The organism is Cribrihabitans marinus, from assembly GCF_900109035.1.
Classification (GTDB): domain Bacteria; phylum Pseudomonadota; class Alphaproteobacteria; order Rhodobacterales; family Rhodobacteraceae; genus Cribrihabitans; species Cribrihabitans marinus.
Map to the genome: position 1 here is coordinate 113,578 of NZ_FNYD01000012.1, position 13,636 is coordinate 127,213.

Sequence of the window (13,636 nt, forward strand, 5' to 3'; positions counted from 1 at the left end):
ATCAGGGGCCGTTTTCGGTTCCCGTACGCGCCCGGAAGATCGGCATCATCGAATGGTCGATCTGCTCGCCCTCCAGCGCCGTGCGCGGGTCGGCCACGTTCACGCCCGCGCGCGACCCCTGTTTCGGGGTCTCCAGCGGGCCCAGCGTGTGCAGATAGGCATCCGCGCCGCTGCTGCGGTCATAGACCGGGAAATCGGCGGCCCGGTCACGGAAGCTCTTGAGCACCTGCCCCAGCCCCTTGAGTCCCGCCTCGCGCTGGCGGCGCACCAGGTCCAGGTCGATCTCGATGGGGAACATGTCCTCCTGCCCCGCCGACTGGTGCAGCACCGTGGCGGCGGGATCGACCACCAGCGACCGCCCCGTGCCGCCCGCGCCCAGCCCGTTCACGTCGAACACGTAGCACTGGAACTGCGCCGCGGTGGCCCGCGCGATGGCGATCTCGGCATCGCGGTCGGTTGTGCCGGTCAGCACCGGGTGCAACAGCACCTCGACCCCCTGGCTGGTGAGCTGGCGGGTGGTTTCGGGGAACCAGATGTCATAGCAGATCGACAGGCCGAACCGGCCCACCTCGGGCACGTCGAAGACGCAGAACTCGGTGCCTGACGAGATTCCCGCTTCATAGGGCCTGAACGGGAACATCTTGGAGTATTTCCGCACGATCTCGCCCTGCGGGTCGATCACCACCGAGGTGTTCAGGATCCGCCCGTCGGGCATCTTCTCGAACATCGAGCCGGGGATCAGCCAGATGCCGAAGCGCCGCGCGTCCTCCTGGAATTGCTCGATGGTCTCGTTGGGAAACGGCTGGGCATAGCGGTCCAGCGGGCCGAAGGGTGCCAGTTCGGAAAACAGCACCATCTGGGTCCAGGGAAATCGCGCCATCAGGATCTCGATCCGGTGGCGCATCGCCTCGACATTCGAATGCAGCGCCGCGACATGCATCTGCACGCCGGCAATCGCGAAAGGTGTCATCTGGTTCCGGACTCCACGGGGCCTGCCCCTGCCATCTGCTTGTTGATCCACCGCGCCACATGCGCGTCTGCCGAGCCTATGCGAGACTCCGGCGGTGATCCATAGCCTTTTGCGGATGCCCCGGTAAGCCGGAATCGCAGGGACGCGTTTTTATTGTGCAGGTCATTGAAACCAGTGATGATCATGAGGGTTTCCGGGTAGAGCCGGTCAGCCGGGCCCGGGTTGTCACGACCGGATGCAGGCCCGACCCTCGATCGAAAGCCTGGCCCGGGTCGTCCGGCCACGCCGCCTGCGCCGCCGCTCTTCTTGATTGCGCACGCCCTTGGCGCGGGCCGATCAACTCGGTCGCTTACAGGCAGTGGTCGCCAAACGCATAGAATCATTGGGCGAACAGTGGCGGGAGTCGCAAGAAAACCCAATGCGGTCACGCACTTGCCCAAGCGGACCATGATCGCTCTGCGCCGCGCTTTCAGGTGCCTCGTCGTGTGATTTAAGCCTAATTTCAATAGCTTACGGCTTCACACATTTGGAATGCCCGATTGAGGCTGTGTATAACTATTCCACTACATCTAGATTCTTCTTGCCGGACTCGGATGTTCGTGGCATTTCCATTCTGACGGCAAACTGCGTCAGACGTGGTTCCGACCGTCAGAACGATCAAGAGCCTTGGCAAAGGCCGGATGAGGCGACAGTACATGGATGATCGAAACACAGGCTTCGTGCAAGGTGTAGGTTCCTCCGACATCGGAGCGTTTGCGGACAACCTAGCCGAGTCGCTGGACCGGCAGATGAAGATCGCGTTCGAACCCGAAGAACGCAAATCGCTGCGGCGCTTCAGCTCGACCGAGGTTGCCGGCCTGTTGCGGGTCAGCACGTCCAACCTGCGCAACCGCCACAAGGACGGCAGCTTTCCCGAAGTTCATACCGACACGCGCGGTCACAGGTTCTATACCGCCGAAGAGATCGACGAGTTGCGCGACATCCTGGGCCGCACCGGCAAGAACGCCGACGCCTATCGCCCCGGACGTCGCGACGGCGACCGGCTCCAGGTCATCTCGGTGGTCAACTTCAAGGGCGGGTCGTCCAAGACGACCGCGACGATCCACCTGGCGCAACGCTATGCCTTGCGCGGCTATCGCGTGCTTGTGCTGGATCTTGATCCGCAGGCCAGCTTGACCACCTTCTTCGGCTTCCGGCCCGAGCTTGAATTCGCCGATGGCGGCACGATCTACGACGCCTTGCGATACAGTGATCAGGTTCCCCTCTCGGAGGTCATTCAGAAGACCTATTTTCACAAGCTCGACATGGTTCCGGCCGGCCTGATGCTGTCGGAATACGAAACCGAGACGGCCAACGCACTCACGCGTCGGGTGCAGCCGATTTTCGCGGAACGCCTCGCCCTGGCGCTGGAGGAAGTCGATGCCGACTATGACGTGGTTCTGATCGACTGCCCGCCGCAGCTGGGCTTTCTAACCTTGACGGCGCTGGCTGCATCCACGGGCCTTCTGGTCACTGTCGTTCCGGGCATGCTGGACATTGCCTCGATGAGCCAGTTCCTCAAGCTTGCGTCGGAGACCGTCAAGGCCGTCGAAGAGGCGATCGGGCGGTATGTCACCTGGGATTTCGTCAAGTTCCTGATCACGCGATACGAGCCTTCCGACGGGCCACAAACCCAGATGGCCGGGTATCTTCGATCCATTCTCGCGGGTCAGGTCATGACCGAACCCATGCTGAAGTCGACCGCCATCTCGGATGCCGGCATGACGCAGCAGACGATCTACGAGGTTGATCCCGGCCAGCTTATCCGAAAGACGATCGATCGGGCGCTGACCAGCGTGAACAGCGTTGCCGATGAGCTTGAGCAGACGATCCAGATGGCATGGGGGCGTCGCTGATGGCCCGCAACATATTCAACCAGCCACCCAAGGACGACCGGGCGAGGGCAGCCCCCTCCCCTGCCCCGGCGGCGCCCGCGTCGATCGCTGGCTCTGTCGGTGGGCTGCGGGATTCTCTACGTGAGATTACCGCCAATTCGATCCGAGATATCGAGCCGGACCGGATCGACATGGACGGCCTGCGCGACCGCCTGGTGCTGGAGGACAGCAGCATCGACGAACTGGCCGACAGCATTCGCAGGCACGGTCAGCAGGTGCCTATCATGGTCCGCCCGTCGGACCAGCCGGACCGTTACCGCATCATCTATGGCCGTCGCAGGCTTGCCGCCATCCGAAAGATCGGCGGAACGGTCAAGGCCATCGTCCGCACGCTGGACGACGATGCCTCTTTGATTGCCCAGGGTCAGGAAAACAACCTCCGGCTTGACCCGTCATTCATCGAAAAAGCGCTGTTTATCAAAGAGATGCAGGAAGCCGGCTACAAGCCCGGCGTGATCCAGGATGCGTTGGGACTGACCCGGCAAGGGGTGTCGAACCACCGTGTCATCATCGAGCAGCTGCCCGATGAGCTTGTCCGGCTTATCGGGCCGGCGCATGGCGTCGGCCGTCGGCAATGGGGAGATCTGGCAGGGTTGGCCGAAAAGGCGCCGCTGGTGGACATTGCGCGGGAGAGCGTTGCCGCCCTGCCCGACAACACGCCAAGCGCGGAGCGATTCCAGGCCGTATATGCGGCCTGCGCAAACCGCGCCCGCGGCGCCGCTCGACAAGACACCCGCCGTCAACCGCGCGTGGTCAAGGACGAGGCCGGCCGCCCCATCGCCACGCTGTCCAGCGACAGCAAATCGGTGGCCATCAAGCTTGCCCGCAAGGACAACCCGGAATTCGGCCAGTGGATCGAGGAGCGCGCGGAAGACGCGCTGAGGCAGCTCTTCGACCAATGGCGGAATGAGAGCGGCTCGGGGTCCTGACCCCGGCCATAACGAGAAACCCGAGCAGAGGAGAATAGCGAGGACCAAAAAGAAAAGAGCCCCCCAAGGTTTCCCCTGGAGAGCCCTCATCATCTGATTAGCACCTGTGATGTAGCAATCTCCGACAGAGCGGTCAAGAGTCACCGATTCGGTGGACCTGTTTTTTGTTGTCTTTTTTCGCGTTGATTGCGGAAAGGGATTGGGAAGCTGTGGGCCAGGACGGTCTTCGTTCAAAAATCATGGCATTCACAAAGCTTTCCATCATGGACACCGGCAACGGTTCGGCCACTGGCACACCCACGCCCCCTGAACCCGACATCTGGACCATTTTCCGCGCCCTGCGGGACGCAAGGAGCACGTTCGGCTTGCGCCCCAGCCATGTCCAGACGCTACAGGCCATGCTCAGCTTTCTCAGGCCGGGGCACGGCGACACGGTGTTTGCATCCAATCACGAGATCTGCCGCCGCGTCGGCGGCATCGATGAGCGGACGCTGCGCAGGCATATCGACCGCTTCGTGGACCTCGGTTTCATGGAACGGCACGACAGCCCAAATGGCAAACGCTATCGCGTGCGGTCATCGGATGGGCATTGCATAAGCTATGGCCTGTCCCTCACCCCGTTTCTGGAGCGCGCGAGCGAACTGCTCGCCGCCGCGCAAGAAATGGAGAACGCGCGACGAGACCGCATCTTTCTTCGCAAGCAGATCTTGACACGGCTTGCCCGACTTGAGGAGGTCGACCCCCGGAACCCGTTCCCGAACGAAGCGCGAAAGGTCCTTCGACGGAAACTCACGATTGCGGAGTACCGGGCCTTGCTGTCCAAAACGGAAGCGGTATGCCAGGCCATGTCCACCGTGGTGGACACCCCGGAAACACGGAATCTGCCCGCCAATGACGGGCAAACTGTCCGGCACCATTCAAGGTCTGAAAAAGAACAAATAGACTCTGATAGCGGGCACAGTGCCGAATTGCCGGAACTACGAGCGCTGACCTCAATCTGCCAGGAGGCAACATCCTTCACGACGAACGCTCTCGGAACCTGGTCGGATGTCGAGAACCATGCGCGGACCCTCGCTCCGATGATGGGCATCCATTCAAGCAGCTTTGATCGGGCATTGAATAAGGCTGGTGCTCGGAAAGCTTCCTGCGCAATCTTCATCATGCTTCAACTCGGCAATCGCATCAGAGACTTTGCCGCGTATTTCCACAGTATCACACTTGGACGCCGGGCATCGGAGTTCAACCCGGCGGCGCTGCTTGCCCGACTGTCCCAGGCCAATGGCGCTGCCGCATGACGTCCACCGCGGTGGACAGATTTGGGCCAGTGAAAATCACTCGCATGAGAGCCGGAAGAATGCCAATGCCTTTCGGAACAATCACCTGCCTTCTCGCAACACGGTGTCCACCGCGGTGGACACCTGCAGACTGGCGGAGTTCCGTCGCAAACTTAGAGACCTGCGGCCTTTGTCAAGTTCACGCGAACCCTACTTTGGCGATGCTGAGACCGGCCGGGCGTTTCAGCCGACCTTGCCAGATCGGCGCGCAGGCTATGGCCCGAAAACAGGGCGAGCCTTTCGGACTCGGACAGATCGCTTCGGATCCCGGATCTCAACATGGTCTGCTTGACCAGCCGGGCCACATGCTTGTCGGAAAGCCGGACTCCGAGCGCCCGCATTCCGTCACGGGACGTGCGCACAAAGACCGGGCCGGGCTCGATTCCGGCGAAGTGCAGCCATTGCTCGAGCACATGAACCGGGTAAGTCCAGTCGGGCGACCCGCGGCCGATCTCGACCTCGCGCCAGCCAGTCCTGGCGTTGAGCGTCAGAACCGCGCCCGCCTCGAGGATCTCGATCCTGCTGCGGCCGCCGCCCGGTGTGTCATCCCTTCCGACATCCAGCTGCACGACCTCGGACCGGCGCAGTCCGCTGGCATAGCCCAGCAGCAGGAGCGCTTGTTTCCGCGCCAGCGGTCGGGCGTTTTTTCGCTTGATCCCGGCGAGTACCGAGGCAATGCGTGGGTCCTGTCGGTCCAGCGAATAGCCACGCTTCGCATAACTCCAAACCAAGCCCGACAGACGCCGGTCGATCGTGCTGACCGAGAGGACCGGAGAAGGAGCAGCAGGTGTAGCCAGATCGGTCAGGACGAGTGCGATCAGTCCGGGGGTCGGGGGCAGGGGCTCCGCTCTCTTCAGCCGGCACCAGCGTCAAAAATGTTTCCAGTCGGCCTTGTAGGATCGCAGCGTGTTCTCCGAGGCGGTTCTGACATGCCGCTCCAACGTGTCGGAGCCAGTTGCAGACCGGGGAAGGGCGACCTCGTTTTCGCCCGCGCCGCCGCCTATTGGGCAGTGGATCGTGGACTCCGATTTCGCGGGCTCCAAGGGCTGATTTTCGGGTGCGTCGACCATGTCGCGCCGCCTATCCCGGATATGTCCGATAAGGTCATCTTATTGAACAAATCGCCCTACTGCAGAGCGTGGCTGTTTCCACACTATGTTGTGGCAACAGGCGCCATAGACGGATAATCTTGTGGAATGACCTGTGAACGGCCCAGCCCGACCGATGACCGAAAGATCCTACCGAAATTGCCCGCCTGGGTCACAGCTGGACGGTTGAAAACCCCCAATACCGTGGCCTTTCGGTCCGGGGCGGCGTTAGAGGTCCTCGACAGTCTGTTGTCCAGGGCAAGCCACGATGATGTGATGGCCGTTGACGTCGAATACGAGTATGCGAACGGACGACCGTTCAGGTCCGTGCCTTCTCGAACGCGCTCCAGGCCGCTTCGAAGGTGGCGAAGTCGAAGCCGGGCGCGCGGGCGGCGTCCAGCACGATCAGTTCCGTGTCCAGCAGCTTGCGGATCGCATCGCCCAACTCACCGACCAGTTCAGGCGGGATCGCCAGCGCGCCGTGCCGGTCGGCATGGATCAGGTCGCCGGGATGCACGGTCAGGCCGAAGATGGTGACCGGCGTGTCGATCTCGCGCACATGCACGAACCCGTGGCTGGGGCCAATCGACCCTGCAATCACCGGAAACCCCTCGGGCAGGTCGCCCAGGTCGCGCATCACCCCGTTGGTCAGCGCGCCGGCCAGGCCGAATCCCTTGTGGATCGTGGTGTTGATCTCACCCCAATAGGCGCCGATGGCATGGGCGCCGTCCAGGTCCTCGACGACGGCCAGGGCCGGGCGCGGACCCTCGGCCATGTAGCGGTAGTAATCCATCCGCCGCGCGCGGATCACCTCCGCCGGTTCGGTGGGCGGCGCCACCGCCGAGATCCGCGCGGTGCGGGCATAGCCCACGATCGCGCCGGCCCTTGGGTCCGAACTTTGAACGGCGCCGCGGGTGAACCGGTCGAAGCCGCGCTTGCCTTCGGCCACCTCGATCGCGTTGCAGACGGTGGGAGTGTCCACCGATTTCAGAAGAGTCAGCAGAGCGTCGTCCATCATTCCTCCAGCCAGCGGGCCAGTGCCGCCGTTGTTGCCTGCGGTTGCTCCAGCGTCGGCAGATGTGCCGCGCCGTCGATGATCTTCAGTGTCGACCCGGGGATCAGATCGTGCATCAATTCGTGCCTGTCGCGCGGACAGAGCCTGTCCTCGGCGCCCATCAGCACCAGCGTCGGCACCCGCACTGTGCGCAGGGCCTCGCAGCGGTCAGGCCGGTCGCGCAGGGCGCGGGACTGGCGCAGGAACACGTCGGCGCCCAGGTCCATCGCCATCTCAAGGCACAGATCCATGACGCGGGGCTTGTCGGGGCTGTCCATCAGGTAGTTGGGCTTCAACTCGTCGCGCATCACGTCGCGGAGGCCGCCTGCGCGCACCTTGTCCATCTGCGGGCCGCGTGCCGCCTGAACTGCGGGCAACTCGGCGCGCGGGTTGGTGTCGAGCAGGGCCAGCCGCTCGACCCGCTCAGGCGCGCGGGCCATGATCTCCATCGCCACGATGCCGCCCATCGACAGGCCGGCCAGCGCAAAGCGGGGCGGGGCATGGTCCAGTACCGCCTGGGCCAGCGCCGCGGTGCTGTCATGCTCGGTGATCGGCGCCAGGTGGACCGCCCGGTGCTGCCCCAGCACCGCGACCTGCGGCGCGAAGAGGCGCCCGTCGCACATCATTCCCGGCAGCAGGACAAGCGGTGTCACGACACCAGCGCCGCGCCTTCGGACAGCGCGCCCAGCTTGGCATAGGCGATATCGGGATCGACCGCGCCGAAGCCGGCGAATGTGCCGAAGCCGCAGTCGCTCCCGGCGATCACCCGGTCGTGGCCGACAATGTCCACGAACCTCTCGATATGCTGCGCGACCAGCTGCGGATGCTCGACGAAATTCGTCGTGGTATCGACCACACCGGGCACCAGAACCTTGTCGTCGGGAATCTCGGCCTTGCGGTCGCGGAACACCGTCCATTCATGGCCGTGGCGGGGGTTCGAGGTCTCGAACAGCACATAGCGGGCCTGCGCCGCCATCAGCGTGCTGAACATGGTGTCCATCGGGATGTCGCAGACATGCGGCCCCTCGTAATTGCCCCAGCAGATGTGGATGCGGACCTTGTCCGCGGGGATCCCGTCGAGCGCGTGGTTCAGGGCGTCCACATGGCTCTGCGCGATGGCCACGAATTCGGCATCGGAAAGATCGGCAAACAGCATGTGCCGCGACAGCGCCAGGTCGGGACAGTCCAGTTGCAGGTCCAAACCCGCGGCCACGATGGTCTGGTATTCTTCCTTCATCGCGTCGGCCAGCGCGGTCAGATAGGCCTCGCGCGTCTTGTAGAAGTCGTTTTGCAAAAACAGCGAGATCACCCCGGGCGAGGCGGCGTTCATGAAGCCGCGCTCGGCGCCATGTGCGGCCATCGCCGCTTTCAGGTTGTCGATGTCCTTTTGCAACTCGCCCTGGCCCTTGGAGCGCACCTCGCCCACGCACATCGGGCGGGCATATTGCGGCGTACCGCCGTCATCGGCCAAGCGCTTGAGAAAGCTGGGAAATCTCTTGAGATCGGCGGGGGCGTTGCGGGGGCTGTCGCCATCGAACCCGGTATAGCGGTCCTTGACATAGGTGGCATATGAGATCTTGGAGGTCTCGCCGTCCGACACGATGCCGACCCCGGCTTCGACCTGGCGGGCCACCGTGTCCGAGACCGCGCGGGTCATCGCGGCGTCGAACGCGTCCGCGTCATAGGGGGTGCCGTTCTCGCGGGCGAAGATGAAATCGACGACTTCCTGCGTGCGGGGCAGGGATCCGACATGGGTGGTGACGATCCGGGTCATGGTTTTGTCCTTTGCCGTGGCGCGGTGGGGCAGGGGGCCGCCCACCGCGCTATGTGTTTCAGGTGTCGCCGGTGTGCAGCAGGATCTGTTTCCATATCGCAACCTCGTCATAGAGCACGTATTCGCGGCGTAAGCCCACGCCGTCGGGGCCATAGGGGCCGTATTCGGCATGGCTGATGCCCATCACGTGCACCGGCGCGCCGGTGGGACGGCCGAACGCGCCCCAGCCGTCATGGGTGCCGTCCAGCGACCAGCGGATCGCGGCGCGGGCCGGCATCATGTCGGCATCCATGCCGATCCGGTGGTGGATGCGGAACCGCGCCGACGGGAAGGCCGAGCGCAGGCGCAGCCAGGCCTCGCTGATCCCGGTGCTGCCGATCACCGTTTGCGCTCCGGGGAACTCGGCGATGGCTGCGCGGTCGTAATGGGTGAGCACGTGGTTGAAGTCGCGCTCCATGATCCGGGTCAGCGTGTCGGCATAGCGCTGGCCCCATTCGTTCTCGTTGCCGGTGCCGGTATAGGGGCCGGGCTGGTCGATCGCGGGGTTGAAGGGGCGGGCGGCGTGTTCGGGTCCGCCTTCGTCGCGGATCAGCGCGGCGGCATAGGCGCGCGGCTCCATCCCCAGTTGCCGGACGATACCGCCATAGTCGCGCACCAGCCATTCGTCGAAGATCACGTCCTCCCTGGCGGCGCAATCGGCGATCACCCGCACGGCAACGCGACGCCCCGTGGCCGGGCCGAAGGCGCCGTCATGGCTGTGGGTGGCGGTTGTCAGGATCCGGTGCGAGGACAGGTAGCCGCCCACAGGATCGCCCGACCAGATCACGTCCTCGCCCAGAAGCTGCCGGTCGGGGAACTCCGCCAGCGTTGCCATGGTCGCGGCCATTGTGGGTTCGTTGCCGCGGGCAAAGCCCATCGGCGTGCGGACCGGGATGTCGCTGGAATAATAGTGGTTCAGCGTGGCGATGGCGTGGTCTTCCCAGATTTCCCTGGTGATGCCCAGGATGTAGTCGGGAAAGTCCTTCCAGCGGTTCGAAAAGCCCTTCATTCGTGTTGTCCCGTCTGAAGCAGGATCTGTTTCCAGATCGCGGTTTCGTCGATGAGCGTGAACTCGTTGCGGATTTGTGGCCCGCCATCAGGGCCGAAGGGCCCGAATTCGGCATGGGTGATGCCCATCACATAGACCTGCGCGCCGGTGGGCCGGCCGAACCGGCCCCAGCCGTCATGCCGACCCCAGAGCGACCAGCGCAGCGCGGCGCGCGGCGGCATCATCGGGTCCTCGCAACCGATCACGTGGTCGATGCTGAACCGGGCATCGGGGAAGGCGGCGCGCAGGCCCATCCAGAACCGGTCGGCCTCTGCCTGGCCAAAGACATCCGCCCCGCCCGGGTAATGCAGGTTCGCCGCCCGGTCATAGTTCTGCGGGATCGCCTGCATGTCCGCATCCATGATCCGGGTCAGGATATCGGCCAGCCGCGCGCCCCATTCGCTGTCATTGCCGCGCCCGTCATAGGGGCCGGCGACATCGGTGTCGGGGGTCATCGGCTTGACGCAGGCCTCGGGCCCCCCCTCGCGGGCGATCAGGTCGCGGGTCCAGTCGCGCACATCCTGACCCATCTGCAGCACGATGGCGGACTGGTCGCGCACCAGCCACTCGTCATAGACCGCGTTCGAGCGGATCGCGCAATCGGCCAGGATGCGGTAGCACAGGCGCCGGCCGGTGGGCGCGCCATAGACGCCGGGCCCGCTATGGGTGGCCCAGCAGATCAGCCGGTGCGAGGACAGGAAGGCGTCGGTCTCGTCGGTGGTCCGCGCCGGATCCTCGCACCAGATCACGTCCTCGCCCGGCAGCTCGCGGTCGGGAAACTCGGCCAGGGTGGCCATGGTCGCGGCGATCACGTTGCTGTTGTCGACAACGACGCTGGCCGGAGAGCGCACGATCAGGCCCGGCGCATAGAGCTGGCGCAGGCTGCCGATGCGGCGGTCCTCCCAGATCTCCTTGGTGATGCCGATGATGAAATGCGGGACATCCCGCCATTTCGGGTCGAAGCCTTTCACGTCCTGAATCCTTTCGGTTTGCGGGCCGAGCCCCGGATCACGAGCGGCCCGGGAATGAGGATCTGCCGCGGTTCCTGGCCGCCCTCGATGCGCGAGAACAGCGCGTCGACGGTCTCGCGCACCATGCGGTTCACAGGTTGCCGCACCGTGGTCAGGTCATAGGCCGGCCAGCCGGCGATGGGAACATCGTCATAGCCCACGACCGAGACGTCGCCGGGCACCGACAGGCCCAGTTCGAAGCGCAACGTGTCCATGACCGCGAAGGCCATGTGATCGTTGCCGACAAACACCGCGTCGGGCGGGTCGGCGCGGCCGAACAGCTCGCGGGTGACGGTGGCGGCGGTGTCGCGGTTGTATTCGCCGTCGATCACCGCCACCGCCTCGCGGCCGTGATCCTTCAGCCCCTCGGCAAACCCGATGGCCCGGTCGCGCCCGGTCGTCGCGCCCTGCCAGCCGGCGATATGGGCGATGCGCTCATGCCCGCCGGCGACGAGGAAATTCGCCACCGTCCGACCGCCGGCGACATTGTCCGAGGTGACCGCGGCCAGACGCGGGTCGTCCTTGGCACGGTTGAACATGACCACGGGGATGCCCGCGGCCTCGCACAGGTCGGTCAGGTCGTTGGACATGCCCACCGAGGCGGTGACGATGCCCTCGACCTGGTAATCCAGGAGCTCCTGAACGATCTGGCTGATGTCGTCCTGGAACTGTTCGACCATGAAGACCAGGATGTGATAGCCGCGTTCTTGCAACACGCGGCTGAGCCGGTCGACGGCCACCGGGTAGAACTGGTTGTCCAGATAGGCCACGACCAGCCCGATGATCCGGCTCTTGCCGGTGATCATCGCGCGCGCGATCGGGTTGGGGCGATAGCCCAGCTCCTCGGCGGCCTTGCGCACCTTCTCGATGGTCTTGCGCGAGGCCGAAGCGCCGGGCGTGAACACCCGGCTGACCGCCGACTGGCTGACCCCGGCGCGCCGGGCGACATCGATGGATGTCACCTTTTCCTTCATCAATCCGCGGTCCAGCCGCCGTCGATCAGCAGCGAGGTTCCGGTGACCAGGGCCGAGGCGTCCGAGGCCAGGTAGGCGACCGCGCCCATGATGTCCTCGACCTCGCCGACCCGGCCCAGCTTGATCTTGTCCTCAATCCACTTGCGGCGCTCGGGATTGTCGAACGTGTCCTTGGTCAGGGCGGTGCGGATGAAGGTCGGGCAGACCGTGTTGACGCGGATCCGGTGCGCGCCCCATTCGATCGCCATGGCCTTCACCATCCCTTCCAGCCCGTGCTTGGAGGCGCAATAGACCGCGCGGTCGATGCCGCCCACATGCGCCATCTGGCTGGAGATGTGGATGATCGAGCCGGGCTTGCCGGCGTCGATCAGCTTGCGCGCGATGCCGGTGGACAGGAAATAGGCGGCGCGCAGGTTGACCGCCATCACCGCGTCATAATCCGCCGGCGTCGTCTCCATCGCCGGGCCGTGGCGGGCCAGGCCGGCCGAGTTGAGGGCGATGTCGAAAGGCGGCTGCGCCTCGAGCGTGGCGGCCAGCGCGTCGAGATCGGCCATGTCCAGCGCCAGGGCCTCGGCGCTGCCGCCTGCGGCCGCGATCTCGTCCACCGCGGCCTGCAGCTTGCCGATCCCGCGCGCCGCGCAGACCACATGCGCGCCGGCCTCGGCCAGCGCCGCCGCGCAGGCCAGCCCGATGCCCGAGGACGCGCCAGTAACCAGCGCGCGCCGACTGTCGAGCCGGAAGGACGGGGTGCGGGGCAGGGTCATGCGATGGCCTTTCCTGTTTCGGGGTCGAATCCGCGCCGCGCCTTGTTGAACTCGCGCATCCGGGCGAACACGTCGACGCCGATCTGGTCATACATGTCGAGCAGGTCGACCATCACCCAGTTCTCGCGGATCAGGCCGTTCTCGATCCGCCAGAAATCGAGACTGCGCATGGTCACCTGCTTGTTCACCGGCGCAATCCCCAGCCAGCCGCCGTGGCTGATGGTCTGGATCATGTCCGGCCAGCCGGTGACGCCGACATAGTCGCGGTCCCCGAAGAAATGATAGGTGATCTCGTCGACGAACTGTCCGCGGTCGGGCATGCCGTTCAGGAAGGGGATCTGGTGCCAGTTGCGGAAACCGCTTATGCCGCGCCCGGTGCCGATGCCCGACGGGCCATACCAGCTCATCCGCGGGTGCCAGAACCGCTCCATCTCCATCACCTCGGGGCCGCCCTGGGCGGGGTGCTTCTTGAGATGGTCCAGCATGTCGATGACATGCGCGCAGCTGGCCGCGCCGTGGGCCTCGTCGTAGGGACCCGGCACCAGCCCGTCCTGCGTCGCGGGACCGGGCACGTGCCATTCACGGCCCAGCGAGGGCGCCATCGGCCAGGCGCCGGCCTGCATCATCACCTCGGGGATGTCCCAGAGCGCCTGGAACTCGGTCATCACCCCGTCCTCGAAGCGGTAGAACTCGTGGAAGCGCAGGTGCATCTGGTGCC

Annotated in this window: 12 protein-coding genes and 1 pseudogene; 3 read left to right on the forward strand and 10 right to left on the reverse strand. The window is 64.8% G+C overall.

The window, feature by feature from the left end; genetic code table 11:
• Position 1: 1 nt before the first annotated feature.
• Complete coding sequence (locus tag BMX57_RS17935) at positions 2–970, reverse strand: carbon-nitrogen hydrolase family protein (RefSeq protein ID WP_092370525.1); 969 nt, start codon at positions 968–970, stop codon at positions 2–4.
• Between the two features lie 695 nt (positions 971–1,665).
• On the opposite strand from BMX57_RS17935, the gene repA reads away from it, so the two are divergent.
• The 3 genes from repA (at position 1,666) to repC (ending at position 5,128) form a co-directional block, all read left to right on the forward strand.
• Positions 1,666–2,865 carry a plasmid partitioning protein RepA gene (repA, locus tag BMX57_RS17940; RefSeq protein WP_092370528.1) on the forward strand — a complete coding sequence of 400 codons (1,200 nt, stop codon included), beginning with the start codon at positions 1,666–1,668 and terminating at the stop codon, positions 2,863–2,865.
• The gene (repB, locus tag BMX57_RS17945; protein WP_244892206.1) at positions 2,865–3,833 is read left to right on the forward strand and encodes a plasmid partitioning protein RepB; all 969 of its coding nucleotides are present in this window, start codon (positions 2,865–2,867) and stop codon (positions 3,831–3,833) included. Before repA ends, repB begins: the two co-directional genes overlap by 1 nt.
• Positions 3,834–4,000: 167 nt before the next feature.
• On the forward strand, positions 4,001–5,128 hold the full coding sequence (gene repC / locus BMX57_RS17950; RefSeq protein ID WP_244892207.1) for a plasmid replication protein RepC: 1,128 nt from the start codon (positions 4,001–4,003) through the stop codon (positions 5,126–5,128).
• A 152-nt stretch (positions 5,129–5,280) separates the two neighbouring features.
• On the opposite strand, the pseudogene BMX57_RS17955 reads toward repC, so the two are convergent.
• From BMX57_RS17955 to BMX57_RS17995, 9 genes and pseudogenes are all read right to left on the reverse strand, one after another.
• Positions 5,281–6,237, reverse strand: a pseudogene (locus BMX57_RS17955) (site-specific integrase).
• 337 nt (positions 6,238–6,574) lie between these two features.
• A complete protein-coding gene (locus tag BMX57_RS17960) occupies positions 6,575–7,270 on the reverse strand; it encodes an RraA family protein (protein ID WP_092370537.1) in 696 nt (231 codons plus the stop codon).
• A complete protein-coding gene (locus BMX57_RS17965) occupies positions 7,270–7,962 on the reverse strand; it encodes an alpha/beta fold hydrolase (RefSeq protein WP_092370540.1) in 693 nt (230 codons plus the stop codon). Before BMX57_RS17965 ends, BMX57_RS17960 begins: the two co-directional genes overlap by 1 nt.
• Positions 7,959–9,083, reverse strand: coding sequence for a cobalamin-independent methionine synthase II family protein (locus BMX57_RS17970; RefSeq protein WP_092370543.1), 1,125 nt, complete (start codon positions 9,081–9,083; stop codon positions 7,959–7,961). Before BMX57_RS17970 ends, BMX57_RS17965 begins: the two co-directional genes overlap by 4 nt.
• 58 nt (positions 9,084–9,141) lie before the next feature.
• Positions 9,142–10,131 (reverse strand): nuclear transport factor 2 family protein, encoded by a 990-nt coding sequence (locus BMX57_RS17975; RefSeq protein WP_092370546.1) that lies wholly within the window; start codon positions 10,129–10,131, stop codon positions 9,142–9,144.
• A complete protein-coding gene (locus BMX57_RS17980; protein ID WP_092370549.1) occupies positions 10,128–11,141 on the reverse strand; it encodes a nuclear transport factor 2 family protein in 1,014 nt (337 codons plus the stop codon). Before BMX57_RS17980 ends, BMX57_RS17975 begins: the two co-directional genes overlap by 4 nt.
• Complete coding sequence (locus BMX57_RS17985; protein ID WP_092370552.1) at positions 11,138–12,157, reverse strand: LacI family DNA-binding transcriptional regulator; 1,020 nt, start codon at positions 12,155–12,157, stop codon at positions 11,138–11,140. The genes BMX57_RS17980 and BMX57_RS17985 overlap by 4 nt, the downstream gene beginning before the upstream one ends.
• Complete coding sequence (locus tag BMX57_RS17990) at positions 12,154–12,918, reverse strand: SDR family NAD(P)-dependent oxidoreductase (protein WP_092370555.1); 765 nt, start codon at positions 12,916–12,918, stop codon at positions 12,154–12,156. The genes BMX57_RS17985 and BMX57_RS17990 overlap by 4 nt, the downstream gene beginning before the upstream one ends.
• Positions 12,915–13,636: nuclear transport factor 2 family protein (locus BMX57_RS17995; RefSeq protein ID WP_143057943.1), on the reverse strand; the 722-nt coding region annotated here is incomplete at its 5' end. The genes BMX57_RS17995 and BMX57_RS17990, both read right to left, overlap by 4 nt.